Raw genomic sequence first — 22,625 nt, 5'->3', positions numbered from 1 at the left:
AATGCTGAGACCTAGAGTTATTCCGTGTTTATTGATTCAGGATGGTGGGCTTGTTAAAACCGTCAAGTTCAAAGAACCGAAATACGTCGGTGATCCCATCAATGCCGTCAAGATTTTCAACGAAAAGGAGGCTGATGAACTCATCGTTGTAGATATTGACGCCACTGTGCATGGTGTTGAACCGAATTATAAGCAAATCGCCAAGCTCGCAGCAGAGTGTCGAATGCCATTGTGTTATGGCGGCGGGGTTCGTACCGCAGAACAGGCGAAGCGAATAATTGCGCTGGGTGTAGAAAAGGTTGCTATCAGTTCAGCGGCTATCGCCAACCCGGGTTTGATTGCGGAAATTGCCGAGGAAATTGGTCGGCAGAGCGTGGTGGTCGTCCTGGACTACAAGCGCAGAATGCTGAGCAAGGTCTGCGACGTATGGACTCATAACGGTACTCGCAATACCAAACGTAATGTGCTTGAAGTCGCGCAGGAGCTCGAAAAACTGGGCGCCGGAGAAATCGTTCTTAACTCTATTGAGAATGACGGTCGTATGAAGGGATATGACGTGGCCCTCGCGATCGAACTGCGTAAGGCCGTACGCCTTCCCATCACGATTCTCGGCGGTGGTGGTTCGCTCGACGATATGCGAAGTGTCGTCGAAGCGTGCGGTGTTGTGGGGGTTGCGGCAGGAAGCTTTTTTGTATTCAAAGGTTCTTATAGAGCGGTGCTTATCAGTTACCCAACTGCTCAGCAGAAAGAAGAAATTATTTATTCAGCCTTACGATCCGACCACTAATGTGGCGTCACCATTAATTTAGGAATTATCTATGTTTGTTGGCAAAAAACTTCTTATCTCTGGTGGTACGGGATCGTTCGGAAACGCTGTTTTGAAACGGTTCCTGGATTCCGAGATCGCTGAAATCCGCATTTTCAGTCGAGATGAAAAAAAGCAAGACGACATGCGTAAGCGTTACGCCAGTGATAAGTTGAAGTTTTACATTGGCGATGTGCGAGATTATCAGAGCGTTTTAAATGCAACGCGTGGCGTGGATTATATTTTTCATGCGGCAGCACTCAAACAAGTGCCTTCCTGTGAATTTCACCCCATGGAAGCGGTAAAGACCAATGTCATTGGTACGGATAACATGCTGGAGGCGGCCATCCAGAATGAGGTCAAGCGTGTTGTTTGTTTGAGCACGGACAAGGCGGTTTACCCAATTAACGCAATGGGTATTTCCAAGGCCATGATGGAAAAGGTCATGGTTGCCAAGTCGCGGAATGTCGATGAAACCAAAACAGTTATTTGCGGAACGCGTTACGGCAACGTAATGGCTTCTCGTGGCTCGGTCATTCCCCTCTTTATTGAACAGATCAGAGCTGGAAAAGCACTGTCTATCACCGATCCCAATATGACGCGTTTCATGATGACGTTGTCGGATGCTGTAGACCTGGTGTTGTACGCTTTTGAACACGGTAACAATGGTGACCTGTTTGTCCAGAAAGCGCCGGCCGCCACAGTCGAAACGCTGGCGCGGGCACTCACTATGATGGTCGGTAAGCCTGAGCACCCTATTCAGGTTATCGGTACTCGTCATGGCGAGAAACTGTATGAGGCGCTGTTGAGTCGTGAAGAGATGGCTTGTGCCGAAGACATGGGAGAGTACTTCCGTGTTCCGCCTGATCTGCGTGATTTGAACTACAGTAAGTTTGTAGAGCAAGGGGAAGAGAGAATCTCCACAATGGAGGACTACAACTCTCACAATACTGAACGTTTGGACGTCGAAGGCATGCAGACGTTGCTGTTGAAACTGGATTTCATGCGCGCGATTCAGCGTGGCGAACATGCCACTCCTGAGGAGTAATGTATGAAGATTTTGATCACTGGCGCTAATGGATTCGTAGCGAAAAACCTTATTGCGCACTTACGTGAGCGTCAGGATATTGAGGTTTTACAGTTCTCTCGCAAAGATGAACTCGCGGATTTGAAGTCGTTGCTGGCCCAGGCTGATTTTGTTTTTCACCTGGCAGGTGTCAACCGTCCTCAAAACCCGGACGAATTCAAAGAAGGGAACGCTGATCTGACGCGGTTACTCTGCGAGGGCGTTGCTGCCAGTGGTCGAAAAACCCCGGTACTGTATACCTCTTCCATACAAGCCGAACTGACAAATGCCTATGGCACGAGTAAGCGTGAAGCTGAGGAGGCATTGTTGGAGTTGGCCTCTCGGCACGGTGTGCCTGTGCACCTGTTCCGGTTGCCGAACGTATTCGGCAAGTGGGCGCGACCAAACTATAATTCTGCCGTAGCGACGTTTTGCCATAACATTGCCCGTCAACAGCCTATTCAAATTAATGATCCTGCTGCGCCAATCTCATTGGTTTATATCGATGATGTTGTTGCTCACTTTATTTCTGTGATGGATGGAAAACTCTCGGGATCTCCTTTTGTAGAGGTTGAGCCCTGCTATGCGACTACGGTGGGTGAGCTATCTGATCAGTTGCACGCCTTTCGGGACAGCCGTAATAGTTTGATCACCGAGCCGGTGGGTACAGGGTTGACGCGAGCGCTCTATTCCACCTATCTCAGTTACGTCCCGCCTGAGCGTTTTACTTATGAAGTGCCTAAATACGGGGATCCTCGGGGCGTATTCGTTGAGATGCTCAAGACTAAGGATTCAGGTCAGTTTTCATATTTTACTGCTCATCCTGGCATTACTCGGGGTGGCCATTATCATCACTCGAAGACCGAAAAATTTCTGGTTATCAAGGGAACGGCATGCTTCCGTTTTCGACACATTGTTTCCGGCGAGTTTTATGAGCTGGTCACCCAGGGCGATAAACCCGAGATTGTAGAGACCGTGCCTGGTTGGACTCATGATATTACCAATGTGGGCGAAGACGAAATGATTGTAATGCTCTGGGCCAATGAGATCTTTGATCGTGAGCATCCGGATACTTATGCACTGCCTGTCGGCACTGAAGCGTAATTGCATTTTTAATTAGAGATTTTGAATGAAAAAGTTAAAAATTGTCACGGTAGTTGGTACTCGTCCAGAAATTATTCGTTTGTCCAGAGTGATCAGTGCGCTCGACGAATATTGTGACCATACGTTGGTTCACACGGGGCAGAACTATGACTACGAACTTAACGAGATTTTCTTTCAAGATCTGGGTATTCGTAAGCCGGATCACTTCCTCAATGCAGCCGGAGCAAGCGGTGCCGAGACGATTGGTAATGTAATCATCTCTGTTGATCGGGTTCTCTCCGAGGTTCAGCCCGAAGCCCTGTTAGTACTGGGTGATACGAATAGTTGTATGGCGGTCATTCCAGCCAAGCGGCGGAAAATCCCAACATTTCATATGGAAGCGGGTAACCGCTGTTTTGATATGCGGGTGCCAGAGGAAATTAATCGACGTATTGTCGACCACACGGCGGATATCAATCTTACTTATAGCACTATCGCTCGAGATTACCTGCTGCGCGAAGGTTTGCCTGCAGACATGGTCATCAAGACGGGCAGTCCGATGTTTGAGGTGTTGACTCACTATCGCGAAGGTATTGAGTCGTCAGATGTTCTTGAACGTCTTTCTCTTGAAACCGGCAAGTTTTTTGTCGTCAGCGCACACCGTGAAGAGAATATTGATTCGGACAAGAACTTCCTGAAGCTGGTAGAGACGCTCAATACGGTTGCCGAGCATTACGATTATCCAGTGATCGTATCTACCCACCCCCGTACCCAGAAGCGTGTTGATGCGATGGGCGTTACGTTTCACAAGAACGTTCAATTGCTCAAACCTTTGGGTTTCAAGGACTACAATAAACTCCAGTTGAGTGCTAAGGCGGTACTGTCGGACAGTGGCACAATCAATGAAGAGTCCTCGATTCTTAACTTCCCGGCACTGAATATTCGTGAAGCTCACGAGCGCCCTGAGGGCATGGAAGAGGCCGCGGTCATGATGGTGGGGCTTGAAGTCGAGCGTGTGATGCAGGGCCTGCTGGTTCTGGAGAACCAGAGTCGCGGAGAGTCTCGCTCTTTACGGTTAGTGGCTGATTACAGCATGCCTAACGTATCGGAGAAGATTGTTCGGATTGTTCACAGCTACACTGACTATGTAAATCGTATTGTTTGGAAGCGGTACTAATCAGAGTCAATTCGATGCCGGAGAATAAATTGAAAGTCTTGGTCGTCACGCAATATTTTTGGCCTGAAAATATGCGTATTAATGACTTGGTCAGCTATTTGACCGAAAAGGGACATGATGTCACCGTACTGACCGGATTGCCAAATTATCCCGAAGGCAGTGTCTATGATGCCTACCGTGCGGACCCCGTGCGGTTTTCGGAGTATGCCGGTGCAAAGCTGATCAGGGTTCCACTGATCCCTCGAGGTAAGCGCAGTATCACTCTGGCGTTGAATTACTTCTCTTTCTTTACCAGCGCATCGACCCTCGGAGCATGGAAGCTTCGTGGTAAAGAGTTCGATGCAGTGTTTGTCTATGGGGTTTCGCCGATCATGTCGGCGATTCCGGCCTTGATCATCGGTCGATTGAAGAAAGCCCCCGTTTCGATCTGGATTCTTGACTTGTGGCCGGAGTCGCTCAGAGCTGTAGGAGTTATCAGTAATCCGACGTTGCTGGGGATGGTTGGTCGAGTCGTGTCCTGGATTTACAACCGTGCGGATTATCTGCTTTTGCAATCTCACGGCTTCTTCGAGAACGTCCGCAAGTACTGCACCAAGGCGATTGATCCACAACGATTGGTCTACTTCCCTAGTTGGGCTGAAGACGATTTTTCCAGTTCGACACCGGTAATGTCGAAACTTCTCGAGCGTGATGATAGCCAATTCACAGTAGTGTTTGCAGGCAATCTGGGCGATGCACAAGGATTTCCCGCCATTCTCGACGCAGCTGAATTGTTGGTGGGTCAGGTGCCTATACGTTGGGTCATCGTTGGCGATGGGCGTATGAGTGAGTGGATTGGCGAGCAGGTGAAATCCAGAGCCCTGGATAACGTGATTTTGTTGGGGCGTCATCCGCTTGACGAGATGCCTGGTTTGTTCGCCTGTGCGGACGCCTTGCTTGTATCGCTGAAGGCTAATGACGTTTTCGATAAAACCATTCCAGGCAAAGTACAGGCTTACCTGGCGTCTGGAAAACCGGTTTTGGGCATGATCAATGGTGAGGCTGCGCGAGTAATCGATGAGTCAGGGGCGGGTTTCGCCTGTCCGTCAGGTAACGCGAGCGAACTTGCCCGGATTACCTTGAGGTTGGCAACTACTGAAGCGAGTCAACGTGAGGCAATGGGCTTGGCGGGGCGCGAGTATTACTTGAATAACTACTCTAAACCAACGCTTCTTTCGCGGTTGGAACAACTCTTGCGTGACGGAACCTTGAGAAGAACGGCCCCCAAGTAATACCGCGTTCGGTCCTTGGATTTGTAAGTGAAAGTGGCAGGTGTACGCTAGGGCCGGTTACACGTTTTCTGCCGCTACGGCTAAGCTGCGCAGCAGGAAGTAGCGTCGATTTCAGGCGGCTGCGCACTTTATTTGGATGTTGAGCTCCAAGGGTATTGGTCGCATCGATTGCCGTTGTCCAGGCCTCGACAGTTGCGGTGTTGAATTATAGGGAACATGAAAGACAATGATTTATTGGTGGTTGATACCTGGCGTTGCTGCTCTTTCATTGCTGCTGACTGCGGCCTTACGGCGTTACGCGCTGGCGCGCAGTATTATTGATATCCCAAATGCTCGCAGTTCCCATTCGGTTCCGACCCCGCGGGGTGGTGGTGTTGCGATTGTTTTGGCGTTCCTGCTTGCTTTGCCTTTTCTGGCGCTGACTGAGCTTGTTCCTGTACCGGTGCTCTTGGCGTTGGGGGGGGCGGGAGTACTGGTGGCTATCGTCGGTTTTATGGATGACCACGGTCACATTGCAGCCCGGTGGCGTTTGCTTGGACATTTTACGGCCGCCGGTTGGGCATTGTTCTGGTTGGGTGGTTTGCCGGCGTTCAATGTGTTCGGTATGACCGTTGATTTAAGTTGGGCAGGGCATGTACTCGCCGCTGTGTATCTCGTGTGGATGCTCAACCTTTACAACTTCATGGATGGTATTGATGGCATTGCCAGCATTGAGGCCATGTGTGCCTGCCTTGGGGCGTGCCTGCTTTACTGGCTGGCTGGCTATGAAGGGATGGTCTGGCTTCCGTTGCTTCTTGCCATGGCGGTTGCGGGTTTTCTGTTCTGGAACTTTCCACCTGCTCGGATCTTTATGGGCGATGCCGGAAGCGGTTTCCTCGGGGTGGTGTTGGGTGTGCTGTCGCTTCAGGCCGCGTGGGCGTCTTCTCAATTGCTATGGGCCCTGGCTGATCCTGCTGGGTGTATTTATCGTCGATGCAACGTTCACGTTGATTCGCCGTCTTGTGCGGGGCGACAAGGTATATGAGGCTCACCGCAGTCACGCTTATCAGTTTGCATCCCGTCAATTCGGCAGGCATTTGCCGGTGACGCTTGCTGTCGGTGTTATCAACCTGATTTGGCTATTGCCTGTTGCGCTGTGCGTCGTGTGTCTGGGATTAGATGGAGCCGTAGGTCTGATCGTCGCGTACCTGCCCTTGATAGCCTTGGCAGTAAAGTTTCATGCAGGCCAACTCGAAGTCACGAGTGCGTCCAACAGCACAGGTGCATGAAGATTTAAACGCCTAGGGTGTAACAAGCGACGTAGAATGCCTACGCGAGAACCAATACGGGAGCAGGTTAAGTGTTCGAAGGGGTGATGAATAAGTTACGGGAATTCCTGCTGGGGTTACCACGTCGGCGCAAACGACTGATACAGGTTTCTACTGATGTCGTCGTAGTCTGGGCTGCATTGTGGCTGGCTTTCGTCGTTCGTCTGGGTATCGACGAAATGACCAACCCGTTTATCGCTCACATGTGGTTGTTTATTGCTGCGCCTCTCGTCGCTATCCCTCTGTTCATACGCTTTGGCATGTACCGTGCTGTCATGCGTTACTTTGGCAATGATGCCCTGATAGCGATCGTCAAGGCCGTGAGCCTCTCATCGTTGATTCTAGGCGTTGTGGTCTATTGGTACAGCAATCATCAGAATGTTGTGCCGCGCTCGATCATTTTCAACTATTGGTGGTTGAGTTTGATCATGGTCGGCGGCCTGCGGCTGGCGATGCGCCAGTATTTTTTAGGCGACTGGTTCACGGCGGCTCAGCATGTTCCATTCACCAATCGTGATGACGGGCTGCCCAAAGTTGCCGTGTACGGTGCCGGGGCCGCAGGCAATCAGCTCGTGGCGGCTTTGCGTATGGGACGCGTCATGCGCCCTGTCGCTTTTATCGATGATGACAGCGGTATTTCCGACCGTGTCATTTCCGGACTGCAGGTTTATAAGCCCAAAAATATTCTGCGAATGATCGAGAACACGGGGGCACAGGAGATTCTCCTCGCCATACCGTCTTCCAATCGCGGCCGACGTCGTGAAATTTTAAGCTTCCTGGAAGGGTTTCCGTTACACGTTCGAAGTATCCCGGGGTTCATGGATCTGGCCAGTGGTCGAGTCAAGGTCGATGATATTCAGGAAGTCGACATTGCCGACCTTCTAGGGCGGGATTCGGTGCCTGCGCAAGGTGAACTGCTTGAGCACTGCATTCGAGAACAAAATGTACTGGTGACCGGTGCGGGGGGGTCTATCGGTTCAGAGCTGTGCCGGCAAATCCTGGCCTTGCGCCCCACGACTCTGCTGCTGTTCGAGCACAGCGAATTCAATCTTTACAGCATTCTGTCTGAACTTGAACAGCGTATTGCTCGCGAATCACTTTCAGTTCGCCTTTTGCCGATATTGGGTTCGGTGCGTCACCAGAGCAAACTGCTGGATGTGATGAAAACCTGGCAAGTGAATACCGTCTATCATGCCGCCGCTTACAAGCATGTGCCGATGGTGGAGCACAATATTGCCGAGGGCGTGCTGAACAATGTCATGGGAACGCTGAACACCGCGCAGGCAGCACTGCAGGCCGGTGTTGCGAACTTTGTTTTGATTTCAACAGACAAAGCCGTTCGACCAACCAATGTAATGGGCAGTACCAAGCGGCTTGCCGAGTTGACGCTGCAAGCGCTTAGCCGTGAAGTTGCACCGGTACTATTTGGTGATAGAGCGAATGTGTCCAGGGTTAATAAAACCCGGTTCACGATGGTGCGATTTGGCAATGTCCTGGGGTCATCGGGGTCGGTGATTCCGCTGTTTCACAAGCAGATCAAGTCCGGAGGGCCGCTGACGGTCACTCATCCGAAGATCACGCGTTACTTCATGACTATTCCTGAAGCGGCTCAACTGGTTATCCAGGCCGGTTCGATGGGGCAGGGGGGCGATGTGTTTGTGCTGGATATGGGAGAGCCAGTCAAAATTGTCGAGTTGGCCGAGAAGATGATCCACCTTTCCGGTTTGAGCGTGCGATCCGAAAAAAACCCTCATGGCGATATCGCTATCGAGTTCACAGGCCTTCGCCCAGGCGAGAAGCTCTATGAAGAGTTGCTGATCGGTGACAATGTTGCAGCGACTCAGCACCCTATGATCATGAGTGCCAATGAAGATCATCTGCCGTGGGAAACGCTTAAGACGAAACTGAATGAGCTGCTCAGTGCCGTGGAGCAAGACGATTACTCCCGAGTCCGACAATTGCTTCGCGATACGGTCAGTGGTTATACCCCGGACGGTGAAATCGTCGACTGGATCTATCAGCAGCGTCGTCTCGATCCCTGATTGTTACACATCCTGTAATGCAGCCATTTTTGACATGTCTGCACCATGACCTAGGTTTGAGAGGCAGCTTCGCAAAAGCTGCTTCTTCCTTATCGATGTCATGGAGCGTCACTTATGCGTACAGGCTATTTCTACTCTCTGGTTTTCGCCCTGTTGACCAGCGCCTCTATCGCGGTTGTCGCGGCGCCTGGGGCTAAGCCCGTAGACGTAACAGCACCCTTGGTGGTGCAAGCCGCACCCTCCGAAGAGTCCGCAAAAATCAATCTGAACGCAGCTGACGCACCCACTCTGCAGCGGGAGCTCTCTGGGGTGGGTGAAGCAAAAGCCAAGGCGATTGTTGCATACAGAGAAGGTAATGGACCGTTCGCTTCGGTAGATGAACTGTTGGAAGTGAAGGGGATCGGCAAGGCGATTCTGGAGAGGAATCGTGACAAGCTTGAAGTGAACTGATTCGAATAGGTAGTTGCCAGAGGCCGGTCATTGACCGGCCTTCCTGTTTTCAAGCGCCCATGCGGGGCTGCCTTGCATTCAACGCTGATCCCGAATACCGAGTGCAATGCTACGGGTGGGAAGCCTTCAGATAGTCACGGGCGACATCCAGGATTCTTTGAGCCAACTCAGTGTTTTCGACGCTGCGGGACAACAACAGCGCGCCGACCAGCGTTGACATGATGACGATGCTTTCGTCGTCGGCACGTTCGCCGCCCAAGGCTTCTTGCACTTGTTCGAGTCGCGAATTGAGCACTATGTCCGTGGTTGGGCTGGGTTGGCCGCGCAAGCCCAGTTCAGAGGACATTGTAGGTAGCGGACACCCTTGGTGTGGAGACGTCTGGTGCCACTCGGACAAGTAGCTGTCGATGAACGCCTCCAGCGGTTTTTCCTGGGCGAACAACATGGCGCAATGCTCGTCGAGTTCATCACTGGCGGCTTGCAGGGCTTTTTCCACCAGTTCGTCTTTGGAGCTGAAGTGCGAATAAAAGCCGCCATGGGTCAGGCCCAGCGCTTTCATCAAGGGTTGCAGACCCGTAGCGCCAATACCATCCCGGCGGAAACGCGCCGACGCTTCTTTGATGATGCGTTGATGAGTCTGGGCTTTATGGTCTTGCGAATAACGCATCAGGGGAATCTCCACAACAATGCGCCATCTTAACCAAGGTTAATTGGATGGTGATTGTACTTTTACTTCTATAAAGCAACCAGATCCTTCCTTGTTCGCTGCATGGAAGGGCTTTTTCCAGGAACTAGAGGCGTTGCTATGAGCTGTGACTGCCCGAGGCGATGAACCACTGCTTGAGGATTCGTACCCTGTTCAAAGGTTCTATCAAGTCAGCAAAGCCCCGTCATTCAATGTAAATGACGGGGCTTTTCAGTCAGCGATCCTGTGCATCCTTGGCGTCCATTTCCGCGTTGCGCTCAGCGACTCGCTTGCGTTGTTCGTCGGTCAGCTCGACCTTGTTGGCGGTGTCACGCAGCATCATCAAGCCGCCGACGATCGAGCCGATGGCAACCACCAGAATCAACCAGGCATACCAGGGCATAGGGCTCTCCTTAGGGCAGGCTCGCCGCGAAGGGGTTCGCGTGTGGCCGTGCACTTACCACTTTGAGTCAAAGGGTTTCTCAGGGGTTCCATTCTAGGCCTGTTCTGTGTGGATAGCCTCTTCGGGCTGATGACAGACCGTTGTGCATCGTGTCTGCGGGGGCCTGTAACCCCGGCGTAAAGCCACTCTTTACGCTTTCTTTATGCTGCGTCGCATCCCTCGCTCTCGTTCCTTTACAGCCTCCCTGCGGACAATGGCTCCACAAGCGGCAATACGCCGTAACACGGAGAAATTCCATGAGCGTTCTGGACGGGGTGTCCCTGCTGTTGGCGGTAGGGCTGTTCATTTATCTACTGGCTGCGCTGTTGCGCGCGGATCGGAACTAGGAGCGGCTATGCACAGTTATGACTATTGGCTGATCCTCGCCTTCTTCGCCGTGGTGCTGATTCCTGCGCCATTTCTGGGGCGGTTCTATTACAAGGTAATGGAAGGTCAGCGCACCTGGCTCACGCCAGTGTTGGGCCCGGTTGAGCGCGGCTGCTATCGCGTGGCCGGGGTCGACCCGCAGAGCGAACAGAGCTGGCAGAAATACACCCTGGCGTTGCTCGCGTTCAACCTCGCGGGCTTTTTGCTGTTGTTCACGATTCTGTTGTTCCAGGACTACTTGCCCCTCAATCCGCAGAACCTGCCGGGCCAGGAGTGGACGCAAGCGTTCAACACTGCCGTCAGCTTCATGACCAACACCAACTGGCAGTCCTACAGTGGTGAAGCGACCCTCAGCTACCTCAGCCAGATGGTCGGCCTCACCGTGCAGAACTTCGTCAGCGCCGCCACCGGCCTGGCCGTACTGGTCGCACTGTGCCGCGGCATCAGCCGTAAATCGGCGCAGACCCTGGGCAACTTCTGGGTCGACATGACCCGCGCCACCCTCTACGGCCTGTTGCCGTTGTGCCTGCTGCTGGCGCTGTTTCTGGTTTGGCAGGGCGTGCCGCAAACCTTCGCTCACTATGTGAATGCGCTGACGATGCAGGGCGTTGACCAGGTGATTCCGCTGGGCCCGGCCGCCAGCCAGATTGCGATCAAGCAACTGGGCACCAACGGTGGCGGCTTCTTCGGCGTCAACTCGGCGCACCCGTTCGAGAACCCGACCGCATGGTCGAACCTGTTCGAAGTGACCTCGATCATTCTGATCCCGGTGGCCCTGGTGTTTACCTTCGGCCACTACGTCAAGGACCTGCGTCAGAGCCGGGCGATCATCACCTGCATGCTGGCGTTGTTCCTGATCGGCGGTGCGGTGTCGCTGTGGGCTGAATACCAGCCGAACCCGACCCTGAACAACGTTGCGGTAGAACAGACCGCGCCGCTGGAAGGCAAGGAAGCGCGCTTCGGCACCACCGCTACGGTGTTGTGGTCGGTAACCACCACCTCTGCGTCCAACGGCTCGGTCAACGGCATGCACGACAGCCTTAACCCGCTGAGCGGCATGGTCGCACTGGTCAACATGATGGTCGGCGAAGTGATTTTCGGCGGCGTCGGTGCCGGTCTCTACGGCATGCTGCTGAACGTTCTGATTGCGGTGTTCCTTGCCGGTTTGATGATCGGTCGTACCCCGGAATACCTCGGCAAGAAACTGCAAGCCAAGGAAGTCCAGTTGCTGGTCGTGACCCTGTTGGTGATGCCGGTCGGCGTGCTGGTACTGGGTGCCATCGCGGCCAGCCTGCCTGGCCCCGCGTCGGCCATCAGCAACCCCGGCCCGCATGGTTTCAGTCAGTTGCTGTATGCCTACACCTCGGCCAGTGCCAACAACGGTTCGGCCTTCGCCGGCCTGGGCGCCAACACTGCGTTCCACAACCTGATGCTGGGCCTGGGCATGTTGATCGGGCGCTTCGGCTACATCCTTCCGGTACTGGCCCTGGCCGGCAGCCTGGCGATGAAGAAAACCGCGCCGATCGGTCAGAACAGCTTCCCGACCCATGGCCCGCTGTTTGTCACCTTGCTGACCGTGACCATTTTGCTGGTGGGTGGCCTGACGTTCCTGCCGACCCTGGCACTGGGCCCTATTGCCGACCACCTGAGCCTTGGCTTCTGAGGACTTGATGATGAATATGCCCGTACCTGCCTCAAAAAAAGCCGCTGTGAAAGTGGCAGGCGCTTCACGCGTCGAACCCAAACACTCGGCGGTGGAACAACCGAAAACCGCGATCTCGGCCCTGTGGCGGCCGGCGTTGGTGCAAGCCTTTGTCAAACTCGATCCGCGCCAGTTGAAACGCTCGCCGGTGATGTTGGTGGTCGAGCTGACAGCGATCTTCACCACCGTGTTGTGCTTCATTCCTGACGCGGCGGTGTCGACCCTCGTCGCCGCGCAAATTGCGCTGTGGCTGTGGTTCACCGTGCTGTTTGCGAACTTCGCCGAAGCGTTGGCGGAAGGTCGCGGCAAGGCCCGTGCCGACAGCCTCAAGGCCGGCAGCGAAGGCTTGAGCGCACGCCGCAAGAAAGCCGACGGGACCTTCCAGGTCGTACCGGCTACCAGCCTGCGCAAAGGCGATATGGTGCGCGTTGAAGCGGGAGAGATGATCCCCGGCGACGGTGAGGTGATCGAAGGTATTGCCGCGGTTAACGAAGCGGCGATTACCGGTGAGTCCGCGCCGGTGATTCGTGAATCCGGTGGCGACCGCTCGGCGGTCACCGGCAACACGCGGCTGGTGTCCGACTGGTTGTTGGTGCGTATCACCGCCAACCCCGGCGAGTCGACCCTGGACCGCATGATTGCCCTGGTCGAAGGTGCCAAACGCCAGAAGACCCCCAACGAAGTGGCGCTGGACATCCTGCTGATCGGCCTGACCCTGATCTTTCTGTTGGTGGTCGTGACCCTGCAACCATTCGCCCACTTCGCCAACGGCAACCTGCCGCTGGTGTTCCTGGTGGCGCTGTTGGTCACGCTGATTCCGACCACGATTGGCGGTTTGCTCTCGGCCATCGGCATTGCCGGCATGGACCGTCTGGTGCGCCTGAACGTAATCGCCAAGTCCGGCCGTGCAGTCGAAGCGGCGGGTGACGTGCATGTGCTGTTGCTGGACAAGACCGGCACCATCACGTTCGGTAATCGTCGTTGCACCGCGATCTACGCCGCTCCGGGTGTGAGCGCCAAGGAACTGGCCGAGGGCGCGTTGTTTGCGTCGCTGGGTGATGAAACCGCCGAAGGCAAGTCGATTGTCGAGTACCTGCGCGGGCTGTACCCACAGCCTGAGCCGTCCGTCGAGGTGATGACTGTCGTACCGTTCAGTGCCGAAACACGCCTGTCCGGCGTGGACTACCAAGGACGCGTCTACCGCAAAGGCGCGGTGGATTCGGTGTTGGCTTTCGTGGGGCAGAAACGCGCCGACATGCTGCCGCCGATGTCGCGGGAAATCGACAAGATCGCCCAAAGCGGCGGCACGCCGTTGCTGGTGTGTGCCGAGGGCAAGCTGCTCGGTGCGATTCACCTCAAGGACGTGGTCAAGCCGGGCATCCGCGAGCGTTTCGCCGAGCTGCGCAAACTGGGGATTCGCACGGTCATGGTGACTGGCGACAACCCGCTGACTGCTGCTGCGATTGCCGCTGAAGCCGGCGTCGATGACGTGCTGGCCGAAGCCACTCCGGAGAAAAAACTGGCGCGTATCCGTCACGAGCAGAACGACGGTCGTCTGGTGGCCATGTGTGGCGACGGCGCGAACGACGCACCGGCGCTGGCCCAGGCCGACGTTGGCATGGCGATGAACGACGGGACTCAGGCCGCTCGCGAGGCAGCCAACATGGTCGACCTCGACAGCGACCCGACCAAGCTGCTGGACGTGGTGCAAATCGGCAAGGAACTGCTGGTGACGCGCGGTGCGTTGACTACGTTTTCCATCGCCAACGATGTGGCCAAGTACTTCGCGATCCTGCCGGCGCTGTTCGCCTCGATTTATCCACAGTTGGGCGTGCTGAACATCATGCACTTGAGCAGCCCGCAGAGCGCGATTCTCTCGGCGATTGTCTTCAACGCCTTGATCATCGTGGTGCTGATTCCGTTGGCCCTGCGCGGTGTACGCGTCCAGGCCGCGAGCGCGGCGCACCTGTTGCGGCGCAACCTGCTGATCTATGGCGTGGGCGGCATCGTGGTGCCATTCGTGGGCATCAAGTTGATCGACATGCTGCTGACGGCATTGCATCTGGTTTGACGGTTGTCGTTGGGTTCAGGGGCTTTTCTGTGGCGAGGGAGCTTGCTCCCTCTGGGCTGCGAAGGAGCCCCAATCCCAGGCAACGCAATTTGTTCAGGTACACCACATTCGCCGAAGTGACGACTGCTTCGCGGCCGAGCGGGAGCAAGCTCCCTCGTCACAGGCAATGTGTGTCTGCGTAATGATGAATGTTTTCCGAATCGAGGTGTTTGAAATGTCCACTATGCTACGTCCGGCCCTGAGCCTGATTGTTCTGATGACCCTGATTACCGGCGTCGCCTACCCGCTGGTGGTGACCGGTGTTGCCCAGGTTGCTTTCCCGGATCAGGCCAATGGCAGCCTGGTGCGCGATGCCGATGGCAAGGTCCGTGGTTCGGCGCTGATCGCCCAGGATTTCGTCGGTGATGCCTGGTTTCATCCACGGCCGTCGGCTGGCGCGTTCGCGACGATTTCAAGCAGCGCGAGCAACCTGGCGCCGAGCAATCCGGCCCTTGCCACCCGCGTGATCGACGATGCCAACAAGTTGCTGGTACCCGGCCAGGGGCCGGTTCCATTGGCCCTGTTGACCACCTCCGGCAGCGGTCTCGATCCACACTTGCCTCCAGCGGCAATTGCCTATCAACTGGCGCGGGTTGCAGCTGCACGCAACCTGCCGATGTCGACGGTCGAGCAGTTGATGGAAGCGCACATCGAGCAGCCCCTGGTAGGGCCGCCGGTGGTTAACGTGCTGGCGCTGAACATCGCGTTGGAAAAACTGTAAATCGGTGGCGCCGCCATTCGCGAGCAGGCTCGCTCCCACAGGAAAATGCAGGCCAATGTGGGAGCGAGCCTGCTCGCGAAGGCGGCCGCACAATTACCACATCACTACCTGAAAGAAGAGAACTTCAAGCATGAGTGACTCCGGCCGTGCCGACGCGTTGTTAGCCGATTTACCCCGCGACGGTCGTGGCCGGCTCAAGGTCTTTCTCGGTGCCGCCCCCGGTGTCGGCAAGACCTACGCCATGCTGCAAGCCGCTCACACCCAACTGCGCCAAGGCGTGAAAGTCATCGCCGGCGTGGTAGAGACCCACGGCCGGGCGGAGACCGAAGCGTTGCTCGGCGGCTTGCCGCAGCAACCGCTGCTGCGCTCCGAATACCGGGGCGTGATGCTCGAGGAAATGGACCTCGACGGCTTGCTCAAGGCCAAACCGAAACTGGTGCTGGTCGATGAACTGGCCCACAGCAATGCCCCCGGCAGCCGTCATGCCAAGCGCTGGCAGGACATTCAGGAACTGCTGGCTGCCGGCATCGACGTGTTCACCACCGTCAACGTCCAGCACCTGGAAAGCCTCAACGATCAGGTGCGCGGCATCACCGGCGTGCAAGTGCGCGAAACCCTGCCTGACTGGGTGCTGCAAGAAGCCTACGAATTGCTGCTGATCGACCTGCCACCCCGCGAATTGCTTGAGCGACTGCGGGACGGCAAGGTCTATGTGCCGGAGCAGGCGCGGGCGGCGATTGACGCGTTCTTTACCCAAACCAACCTCACGGCATTGCGCGAACTGGCGATGCAAACCGCCGCGGCCCAGGTCGACGATGACCTGAGTCGCGGCTATCGCCAGTTGGGCCAGGCGGCGCCGGCCGTACGCGGTCGCTTGCTGGTGGGCGTCGACGGCGATACCCAGGCCGAGCGTCTGGTGCGCCACGCCAGTCGGGTCGCGCAGCGGCGACATTTGCCCTGGAGCCTTGTGCATGTGGACAACGGCAGCGTGCGCGACGAGCAGTCGCGTTTACGCCTGCAAAGTGCCCAGCAACTGGCCGAGCGGTTGGGCGGCGAAGTGGTGCTGTTGCGTGCGGGCGAGGTGGCGAAAACCCTGATTCAGCATGCCGCTGAGCGACGCGCCAGCCTGGTGCTGGTCGGCCAGTCCCGCCCGAGGTTGCGGCGCAGGCTGTTCGGCGGCGGGCTGGCCTCGCGGTTGCTGCGCGATGCCCATGGTCTGGAAATCAACGTTCTGGACAGCGACGAAAAACAACCTCAACCGCGTCAGCGTTCGAGCCATTCACTGGTCTGGTTCGACTACGCCCTGGCGCTGCTGGCGACCGTGTTGGCCAGTGCGCTGGCGTGGGCGGTGTCCAGCGTTTTGCCGTTACCGAACATCTCACTGGTGTTCCTCGCCGCGGTGTTGCTGGTGGCGGTGCGCAGCAGCCTCGGCCCGGCGCTGGCCTGCGCGGCGTTGTCCTTTCTGACCTATGACTTTCTGTTCATTCCACCGAACTTCTCCTTTGCCATTCAGCGTGAAGAAGACGTTCTGACGTTGCTGTTCTTCCTGCTGATGGCCGCCCTGACCGGCAACCTTGCCGCCCGCCAGCGTCGGCAGTTGCAGGCCCTGCGTGACACGCAGGAAGAAACCAGCGAACTGCTCGATCTGTCGCGCAAACTGACCGCCGCCACCGACCGCCAGGCTGTGGTCAGCGCCGCTGCGCAGCATCTGGTCGGTTGGAACGATTTGCAATTGTGCCTGGTGAACCGTGACGGGCAGGGCGGCTGGAAAGTCGAAACCGGTGGCCCGTTGCAGTTCTCCGAAGCCGAGCGTGCCGCCGCCGACTGGGCCTGGCAGCATGATCAACCGGCGGGCATGGGCACCGGCACGCTGCCGTTCGGGCGTTGGTGGTGGTGGCCGCTGTCGGTTGAAGACGGGCCGTTGGGCTTGCTCGGTGTGTGTGCCAAAGAAGGCCGGCAACTCAGTGGCCAGCGACGTCGCTTGTTGACCGCGTTGAGTCAGCCGCTGGCCCAGGCCCTGGCCCGTGCACAGTTGGCCGAGGACCTTGAGGCGGCGCGTTTGCACGGCGAAACCGAACAGTTGCGCAGCGCGTTGCTGGCTTCGGTGTCCCATGATTTACGCACGCCGCTGACCTCGATGCGCGGCAGCATCGACAGTTTGCTGGCGCTGGGCGAGGCGATTCCTCTGGCGGATCGTCGTGAGTTGCTTGAAGGCACTCGCGATGAAGCCGAGCGCCTCGATCGCTACATTCAGAACCTGTTGGACATGACCCGCCTGGGCCACGGCGCCTTGAAGCTGGCGCGTGACTGGGTGTCGCCGGCGGATATCGTCGGCAGTTCACTCAACCGCCTGCGCGCGGTGCTGGCGCCGCTTGCGGTCAGCACCGACGTGCCGGGCGAGTTGCCGCTGCTTTACGTGCATGCCGCGCTGATCGAGCAGGCGCTGGTCAATGTACTGGAAAACGCCGCACGGTTTTCACCGCCGCACGGGCGCTTGCAGCTGCGGGCCGGAGTCCGAGAGAACGAGCTGTTTTTCTCGGTGAGTGACGAGGGACCCGGGATTCCCGAAGAAGACCGGCCGAAGATTTTCGACATGTTCTACACCGCCGCTCGCGGTGATCGGGGCGGGCAGGGTACAGGGCTGGGGTTGGCGATCTGCCAGGGTATGGTCGGCGCCCACGGTGGACGGATCAGCGTGGAAAACGGCATCGAAGGGCGTGGCACCTGCATCACTCTTCACCTGCCATTGCAGGAGCAACCGGGGTTTGAAAGTGAAGCCTGACGCTGCCTGCGCTACTCTCTTGCCCATTCTTTTTGTTGATTGGAACTCATGAGCCAGACCGCGACCATTTTGGTCATTGATGACGAACCGCAGATCCGCAAGTTCCTGCGTATCAGCCTCGCTTCCCAAGGCTACAAAGTACTGGAAGCCGGCACGGGCACCGAAGGCCTGGCCCACGCGGCGCTGAACAAACCCGACCTGCTGGTGCTCGACCTCGGCTTGCCGGACATGGACGGCCAGCAAGTGCTGCGTGAATTTCGCGAGTGGTCGACGGTGCCGGTGCTGGTGTTGTCGGTGCGGGCCAGCGAAGGGCAGAAAGTCGAAGCCCTGGACGGCGGCGCGAACGACTACGTGACCAAGCCGTTCGGTATTCAGGAGTTTCTGGCCAGGGTGCGTGCCTTGCTACGTCAGGCGCCAGTGGGGGAAGCCCAGGAAGCGGCGCTGAAATTCGGCCCGCTGACCGTCGACCTGGCCTACCGTCGGGTGCTGCTGGACGGCCTCGAAGTGGCGCTGACCCGCAAGGAGTACGCGGTGCTGGCGCAACTCGCGCGGCACGCCGGGCGGGTGATCACCCAGCAGCAACTGCTCAAGGACATCTGGGGGCCGACCCACGTTGAAGACAGCCACTACCTGCGAATCGTGGTCGGGCACCTGCGTCAGAAACTGGCCGACGACCCGACCCGCCCCCGGTTCATTCTCACCGAGGCGGGCGTGGGGTATCGACTCCTGAGTGAGGGGAGCCAGTAGGTGCGAGCGGTATGGCGATCCGACTTGCCCGCGATGACGGTGGCCCATTCACCGAGCGTCCAGAACCTTCAATAATCGCGCTCGTTTTCATACCGATCCAGCGTATCTCTGGCGATCTCCCGTCCCAGCGCGATCAGTTCCGGCGCTTTGTAGAACTCGAAGAACCGGCACACCCTTTTGGGCACGTTGATCAGGATGTCTGGCGGATATCCCGCAATCTTGTACTGCGCCAGTGACGTCTGCATCACCTCGAAACTCTGGTTGATCAAATCCAGCAGCGAGGCCGGCCCTACGTTGTCGATGATGAACGAGCCGGTTGCCGACCTGGGGGCGCCATCGGATTCGGGGGCGGCGGCCGGTTGCTGGGCTTCGGGTTCGGCGGACTCGATCCACGGGTTGATCTCGGCGGCGTCGGCCTTCAGGGCTTCCTGTTCCAGCAGCAACAATTGCTCGGCCTGTTTGCGGCGAAACGGCAAGTGCGAGCCCAGGGAGTTGATCAGGCTGTCGAAGCGGCTCTTGAATGCAGGCGGGCGCTGAATCACCGGCAGTTGATAGTGGCGCTGATTGGTGGAGTTGAGGTTGACAGCAATGATCAGGTCGCAATGGCTGGAGACCACCGGAACGATGGGCAGCGGGTTGAGCAGGCCGCCATCGACCAGCATGCGATTGCCTTGCATCACCGGGGTGAACAGGCTCGGGATGGCCGCCGAGGCACGCATGGCCTGGTGCAGGCAGCCTTCCTGAAACCAGATTTCCTGCTGGTTGGTCAGGTCAGTGGCCACCGCCGTATAGGGAATGCGCAGGTCTTCGATATTGATCTCGCCGACGATCTTGCGGATCTGCCCGAAGACTTTTTCCCCGCGAATCGCCCCAAGGCGAAAACTCACGTCCACCAGGCGCAATACATCCAGATAGTCCAGGCTTTCGATCCAGTCGCGGTAGTCGTTGAGCTTGCCGGCGGCATAAATCCCGCCGACCACCGCGCCCATGGAACAACCGGCGATACAGGCGATGTCATAGCCGCGCCTCTCGATTTCCTCGATGACCCCGATGTGGGCGTAGCCCCTTGCACCACCTGAGCCCAGCACCAATGCGACACGCTTTTTCATCACTCGATCCTTCGTCAAACCAGGGTCAACAATGCACCCAACACCGGTCGGGCTTCAATCGTCGTGGTGAATGGCGCACAAAGTGCGTCGTTTTTTCGACAATCAATGACGGCACACGGGTATTCTCGCGGCCGCTCGCTATAGTTTCTCAGGAGGGCACAAGGCACTTTTCGCGCCCTTGACCGTCATACCCTGCACGACTGTTTTCCTACCTTGAGGTGTCATTAATGAAAGCCTGGATTTGTCTGCCGTTGATTGCGTTGGCATTGGCTGGATGTGCTGGAAAGACCGCGTACCGCGACAGCTGTGGTACTCAGCTGGATGCTGCCTGGCATGAGCTGGACCTGGCCAAGGCAGAAGGTTTTGCGGGTACTGTCAGTTACTCCAAGGCGTTGTCGTTGCTGACCGGGGCCAAGACCCAGCAGCAGTTCGAAGCGTTTGAAGGGTGCACCAACAAGGCCCAGAAGGCGCGTTTCTACATTCGTGAGTCGCGTGCCGGGCGTTAAGCCTATGCTGATGCAGCGCAATGCATGCAGGCCGGTTTGCCCGCAGCATGGCTGCAAACGTGAGGGTCATGGCAACGCGGTATTCAATGGCGAGGGACAGAATGTCGGCCTTGGTTGATCGGTTGGTGGCTCAGGTGCTGGGCCTGGAAGTTCGTGTGTTGGCCTGTCAGGCACGCCTGATTGCGCACACCGACCCTGAAGCGTTGCATGACCTGCGTACCACGGTCCGGCGCTTGCGCAGCCTGCTGCGACCGTTGCGCGGGTTGCCCGGGGTCGAGCAACTGGAGGCGGCCGCCGCTGCGGTCGGGCAACTGACCACGCCGATGCGTGACCGTGAAGTGCTGGCCGCGTACCTGCTCCAGCATGGTCAGCCAGAGGCGGCGGCGCGTCGCCTCGCACAAATGGCCGAAGCCTATCCTGCGGTGGCGCAGAGCCCGCAACTGGCGCAGTTGCTGCTGATTCTCGATGCATTCCCACGGTTCCTGCGCGCCTCCGAACGTCAGCGGTTGCTCAAGGGATTGCGTGCGCGCATCGAAAAGCGCCTGGCCAAGCAGTGGAAGGCGCTGGATCAAGCCTTGCACGACCCGGCCCATGATCGTCATCGCTTGCGTCTGCTGATCAAGCGCGTGCGTTACGCCATCGAGTCCTATCCGGAACTCGACCGCTTGCCCGAAGCGGCCATGCCTCGGTTGAAGGCTGCGCAAGGTGCCCTGGGCGATTGGCACGATTGCTGGCAATGGCTGGCCAGGGCCGAGCACGAGCCGGATTTGCTGCCTTGTGTGGCGGTGTGGCACACGACCATGGCCAAGGCCGAAGGGCGCGCCGACCGGATTCTCGACAAGCTCAGCGCCGCTTGCTTCAAATCCTGATGCGTCTGCGGCGGCCTATCTGTCAGCTTCTTTGGCCGGAATAAGCGCTGTACAGAGCCCTTGGGCTGGTTAAGATCACTCGATCTTTTTCCAGCCTTGAGGTTGCCATGCGCTTTTCCGATTTGCTCGACGCCGTGCGCCGTTCGCCGCATGAGCTGGCCATTCCGGCGGAGTGGGCACAGGGCCGCGCCAGTTTTGGTGGCCTGGTCGCCGCTTTGCAGTACGAAGCAATGCGCGCCCAAGTGCCGGCAGACCGTCCGGTGCGTTCGCTGGCCATCACCTTTGTCGGCCCGGTCGAACCCGATGTGCCGATCAGTTTTGAAGTCGACGTGCTGCGCGAAGGCAAAGCCGTCAGCCAGGTGTTGGGGCGGGCGATGCAAAAGGGTCAGGTCGTGACGCTGGTTCAGGGCAGCTTCGGTGCATCCCGGCGCTCGGAAGTCGTGGTGACGGCGACGTCGGCCCCCGACATGAAACACTGGGACGACTGTCAGGAGCTGCCTTATATCAAAGGCATCACCCCCGAATTCATGCGCCACCTGGCGATGCGCTGGAGCATTGGCGGGTTGCCGTTCACCGGTAATAAATCACGGGAAATGGGCGGCTGGGTCCGTCTGCGGGGGGACGTCAAGGACGAGCCGCTGAGTGAAGCGCACCTCCTGGCATTGGTGGACGCCTGGCCGCCGGCCCTGTTGCCGCATTTGAGCAAACCGGCGGCCGGGAGCACCCTGACCTGGACCATCGAATTCGTTCAGCCGTTACTGAACGTCAGCACCCTGGACTGGTGCAAGTACCGCGTGGAAATCGAACATGCCCGCGATGGCTATGGTCACGCGGCCGCCGCGCTGTGGAATGCCGACGGCCAGTTGATGGCCCTGAGCCGGCAAACCGTGACGATCTTCGCCTGAGGCCCTCAGCGGTGGTGACGCTGGCGCCAGGCGCGCCACCAGCCGCCGCTGAGGACAAAGCGCGGAAAGGTCAGGAACTGCTCGACCAGCAAGCGTGACACCGCATCTTTACGATCACTGAACGGCTCGGCGGCTTGGGCCTCCAGTGTGTGACCGTGACGTTGCAAGGCCAGGGCTGCCAGCAGGCCGACGATGCCAATCGCGACGCTGGCAATGCTCAGGCTGAACACACCCGAAACGATCAACAAGAACGCGATGATGAACAGCGGCACGGCGATCAGGTGCAACACCAGATTGGTCGGGTTGTTGTGGTTCTGTGGGTACGCCCGCCATTGCCAGGCAGGAAGGTTAGGGTGACGTTTGCCCATGTTGGTAATCCTCGATCCGTATGAAACACATAACCGAAGAATAGGTCGGGCAGTGCGCGGCAGCGAATCAAGGCTGGCTATCGATGTGATA

General features: G+C 57.4%; 20 protein-coding genes and 1 pseudogene. 17 read left to right on the top strand and 4 right to left on the bottom strand.

Translation table 11 applies throughout. From position 1 onward, the window contains the following. Position 1 precedes the first annotated feature (1 nt). The 8 genes and pseudogenes from AABM54_RS17920 (at position 2) to AABM54_RS17885 (ending at position 9,201) form a co-directional block, all read left to right on the top strand. Entirely contained in the window at positions 2–787 is a 786-nt protein-coding gene (locus AABM54_RS17920) for an AglZ/HisF2 family acetamidino modification protein (protein ID WP_347901350.1), read from the top strand. A 31-nt stretch (positions 788–818) separates the two neighbouring features. Further along, positions 819–1,853 (top strand): polysaccharide biosynthesis protein, encoded by a 1,035-nt coding sequence (locus AABM54_RS17915; protein ID WP_347901348.1) that lies wholly within the window; start codon positions 819–821, stop codon positions 1,851–1,853. A gap of 3 nt (positions 1,854–1,856) precedes the next feature. Continuing rightward, on the top strand, positions 1,857–2,975 hold the full coding sequence (locus AABM54_RS17910; protein WP_347901347.1) for an NAD-dependent epimerase/dehydratase family protein: 1,119 nt from the start codon (positions 1,857–1,859) through the stop codon (positions 2,973–2,975). 25 nt (positions 2,976–3,000) lie between these two features. Continuing rightward, the gene (gene wecB / locus AABM54_RS17905) at positions 3,001–4,131 is read left to right on the top strand and encodes a non-hydrolyzing UDP-N-acetylglucosamine 2-epimerase (RefSeq protein ID WP_347901345.1); all 1,131 of its coding nucleotides are present in this window, start codon (positions 3,001–3,003) and stop codon (positions 4,129–4,131) included. 14 nt (positions 4,132–4,145) lie between these two features. Continuing rightward, positions 4,146–5,402, top strand: a complete 1,257-nt coding sequence (locus tag AABM54_RS17900; protein ID WP_347901343.1) for a glycosyltransferase family 4 protein — start codon at positions 4,146–4,148, stop codon at positions 5,400–5,402. A gap of 226 nt (positions 5,403–5,628) precedes the next feature. Further along, positions 5,629–6,670 (top strand): annotated as a pseudogene (locus AABM54_RS17895) (glycosyltransferase family 4 protein). An 83-nt stretch (positions 6,671–6,753) separates the two neighbouring features. After that, positions 6,754–8,751 (top strand): nucleoside-diphosphate sugar epimerase/dehydratase, encoded by a 1,998-nt coding sequence (locus AABM54_RS17890; protein ID WP_347906244.1) that lies wholly within the window; start codon positions 6,754–6,756, stop codon positions 8,749–8,751. 114 nt (positions 8,752–8,865) lie between these two features. After that, positions 8,866–9,201 (top strand): helix-hairpin-helix domain-containing protein, encoded by a 336-nt coding sequence (locus AABM54_RS17885; RefSeq protein WP_347901341.1) that lies wholly within the window; start codon positions 8,866–8,868, stop codon positions 9,199–9,201. A gap of 109 nt (positions 9,202–9,310) precedes the next feature. Here AABM54_RS17885 and AABM54_RS17880 read toward each other — a convergent pair whose 3' ends face one another. Both AABM54_RS17880 and AABM54_RS17875 read right to left on the bottom strand, forming a co-directional pair. Continuing rightward, positions 9,311–9,868, bottom strand: a complete 558-nt coding sequence (locus tag AABM54_RS17880; protein ID WP_347901340.1) for a TetR/AcrR family transcriptional regulator — start codon at positions 9,866–9,868, stop codon at positions 9,311–9,313. A 253-nt stretch (positions 9,869–10,121) separates the two neighbouring features. Beyond that, the gene (locus AABM54_RS17875; RefSeq protein WP_071554261.1) at positions 10,122–10,289 is read right to left on the bottom strand and encodes a DUF2897 family protein; all 168 of its coding nucleotides are present in this window, start codon (positions 10,287–10,289) and stop codon (positions 10,122–10,124) included. Between the two features lie 296 nt (positions 10,290–10,585). Between AABM54_RS17875 and kdpF the strand changes: the two genes are divergently transcribed. From kdpF to AABM54_RS17845, 6 genes are all read left to right on the top strand, one after another. Continuing rightward, a complete protein-coding gene (kdpF, locus tag AABM54_RS17870) occupies positions 10,586–10,675 on the top strand; it encodes a K(+)-transporting ATPase subunit F (protein WP_347901339.1) in 90 nt (29 codons plus the stop codon). Positions 10,676–10,683: 8 nt separating this feature from the next. Further along, positions 10,684–12,378, top strand: a complete 1,695-nt coding sequence (kdpA, locus tag AABM54_RS17865; protein ID WP_347901338.1) for a potassium-transporting ATPase subunit KdpA — start codon at positions 10,684–10,686, stop codon at positions 12,376–12,378. Positions 12,379–12,394: 16 nt separating this feature from the next. After that, positions 12,395–14,488 carry a potassium-transporting ATPase subunit KdpB gene (kdpB, locus tag AABM54_RS17860; protein ID WP_347906242.1) on the top strand — a complete coding sequence of 698 codons (2,094 nt, stop codon included), beginning with the start codon at positions 12,395–12,397 and terminating at the stop codon, positions 14,486–14,488. Positions 14,489–14,702: 214 nt separating this feature from the next. Then, positions 14,703–15,248: a potassium-transporting ATPase subunit KdpC gene (kdpC, locus tag AABM54_RS17855; RefSeq protein ID WP_347901337.1), complete on the top strand. Its 546-nt coding sequence runs from the start codon at positions 14,703–14,705 to the stop codon at positions 15,246–15,248. A 130-nt stretch (positions 15,249–15,378) separates the two neighbouring features. Further along, positions 15,379–18,030, top strand: a complete 2,652-nt coding sequence (locus tag AABM54_RS17850; protein WP_347901336.1) for a sensor histidine kinase KdpD — start codon at positions 15,379–15,381, stop codon at positions 18,028–18,030. 48 nt (positions 18,031–18,078) lie between these two features. Beyond that, entirely contained in the window at positions 18,079–18,777 is a 699-nt protein-coding gene (locus AABM54_RS17845; protein ID WP_347901335.1) for a response regulator, read from the top strand. A gap of 68 nt (positions 18,778–18,845) precedes the next feature. On the opposite strand, the gene AABM54_RS17840 is transcribed toward AABM54_RS17845, so the two are convergent. Next, complete coding sequence (locus tag AABM54_RS17840) at positions 18,846–19,886, bottom strand: patatin-like phospholipase family protein (protein ID WP_347901334.1); 1,041 nt, start codon at positions 19,884–19,886, stop codon at positions 18,846–18,848. Positions 19,887–20,113: 227 nt separating this feature from the next. Between AABM54_RS17840 and AABM54_RS17835 the strand changes: the two genes are divergently transcribed. The 3 genes from AABM54_RS17835 to AABM54_RS17825 all read left to right on the top strand — a co-directional run bounded on the left by AABM54_RS17835 (position 20,114) and on the right by AABM54_RS17825 (position 22,166). Then, positions 20,114–20,392, top strand: coding sequence for a hypothetical protein (locus tag AABM54_RS17835; protein ID WP_347901333.1), 279 nt, complete (start codon positions 20,114–20,116; stop codon positions 20,390–20,392). Between the two features lie 101 nt (positions 20,393–20,493). Further along, on the top strand, positions 20,494–21,261 hold the full coding sequence (locus AABM54_RS17830) for a CHAD domain-containing protein (protein ID WP_347901331.1): 768 nt from the start codon (positions 20,494–20,496) through the stop codon (positions 21,259–21,261). Positions 21,262–21,368: 107 nt separating this feature from the next. Next, positions 21,369–22,166 (top strand): thioesterase family protein, encoded by a 798-nt coding sequence (locus AABM54_RS17825; RefSeq protein ID WP_347901329.1) that lies wholly within the window; start codon positions 21,369–21,371, stop codon positions 22,164–22,166. 5 nt (positions 22,167–22,171) lie between these two features. Here the strand turns inward: AABM54_RS17825 and AABM54_RS17820 are convergent, their stop codons facing one another. After that, positions 22,172–22,534 carry an Mpo1-like protein gene (locus AABM54_RS17820; RefSeq protein ID WP_347901327.1) on the bottom strand — a complete coding sequence of 121 codons (363 nt, stop codon included), beginning with the start codon at positions 22,532–22,534 and terminating at the stop codon, positions 22,172–22,174. Between the last annotated feature and the right edge of the window lie 91 nt (positions 22,535–22,625).

This window comes from Pseudomonas purpurea, from assembly GCF_039908635.1.
Classification (GTDB): Bacteria; Pseudomonadota; Gammaproteobacteria; order Pseudomonadales; family Pseudomonadaceae; genus Aquipseudomonas; species Aquipseudomonas purpurea.
Note: the sequence above shows the minus strand (reverse complement) of the source record. Positions and strands in the feature narration are given on the sequence as shown.

Excerpts from the sequence above, each read along its gene's own strand:
- AABM54_RS17845 (WP_347901335.1), top strand. The coding sequence starts at position 18,079 with ATGAGCCAGACCGCGACCATTTTGGTCATTGATGACGAACCGCAGATC.
- kdpF (WP_347901339.1), top strand. The coding sequence starts at position 10,586 with ATGAGCGTTCTGGACGGGGTGTCCCTGCTGTTGGCGGTAGGGCTGTTC.
- AABM54_RS17835 (WP_347901333.1), top strand. The coding sequence starts at position 20,114 with ATGAAAGCCTGGATTTGTCTGCCGTTGATTGCGTTGGCATTGGCTGGA.
- AABM54_RS17880 (WP_347901340.1), bottom strand. The coding sequence starts at position 9,868 with ATGCGTTATTCGCAAGACCATAAAGCCCAGACTCATCAACGCATCATC.
- wecB (WP_347901345.1), top strand. The coding sequence starts at position 3,001 with ATGAAAAAGTTAAAAATTGTCACGGTAGTTGGTACTCGTCCAGAAATT.
- kdpA (WP_347901338.1), top strand. The coding sequence starts at position 10,684 with ATGCACAGTTATGACTATTGGCTGATCCTCGCCTTCTTCGCCGTGGTG.
- AABM54_RS17915 (WP_347901348.1), top strand. The coding sequence starts at position 819 with ATGTTTGTTGGCAAAAAACTTCTTATCTCTGGTGGTACGGGATCGTTC.
- AABM54_RS17875 (WP_071554261.1), bottom strand. The coding sequence starts at position 10,289 with ATGCCCTGGTATGCCTGGTTGATTCTGGTGGTTGCCATCGGCTCGATC.
- AABM54_RS17830 (WP_347901331.1), top strand. The coding sequence starts at position 20,494 with ATGTCGGCCTTGGTTGATCGGTTGGTGGCTCAGGTGCTGGGCCTGGAA.
- kdpC (WP_347901337.1), top strand. The coding sequence starts at position 14,703 with ATGTCCACTATGCTACGTCCGGCCCTGAGCCTGATTGTTCTGATGACC.
- AABM54_RS17820 (WP_347901327.1), bottom strand. The coding sequence starts at position 22,534 with ATGGGCAAACGTCACCCTAACCTTCCTGCCTGGCAATGGCGGGCGTAC.
- AABM54_RS17900 (WP_347901343.1), top strand. The coding sequence starts at position 4,146 with ATGCCGGAGAATAAATTGAAAGTCTTGGTCGTCACGCAATATTTTTGG.
- AABM54_RS17885 (WP_347901341.1), top strand. The coding sequence starts at position 8,866 with ATGCGTACAGGCTATTTCTACTCTCTGGTTTTCGCCCTGTTGACCAGC.
- AABM54_RS17825 (WP_347901329.1), top strand. The coding sequence starts at position 21,369 with ATGCGCTTTTCCGATTTGCTCGACGCCGTGCGCCGTTCGCCGCATGAG.
- kdpB (WP_347906242.1), top strand. The coding sequence starts at position 12,395 with ATGCCCGTACCTGCCTCAAAAAAAGCCGCTGTGAAAGTGGCAGGCGCT.
- AABM54_RS17910 (WP_347901347.1), top strand. The coding sequence starts at position 1,857 with ATGAAGATTTTGATCACTGGCGCTAATGGATTCGTAGCGAAAAACCTT.
- AABM54_RS17850 (WP_347901336.1), top strand. The coding sequence starts at position 15,379 with ATGAGTGACTCCGGCCGTGCCGACGCGTTGTTAGCCGATTTACCCCGC.
- AABM54_RS17920 (WP_347901350.1), top strand. The coding sequence starts at position 2 with ATGCTGAGACCTAGAGTTATTCCGTGTTTATTGATTCAGGATGGTGGG.
- AABM54_RS17840 (WP_347901334.1), bottom strand. The coding sequence starts at position 19,886 with ATGAAAAAGCGTGTCGCATTGGTGCTGGGCTCAGGTGGTGCAAGGGGC.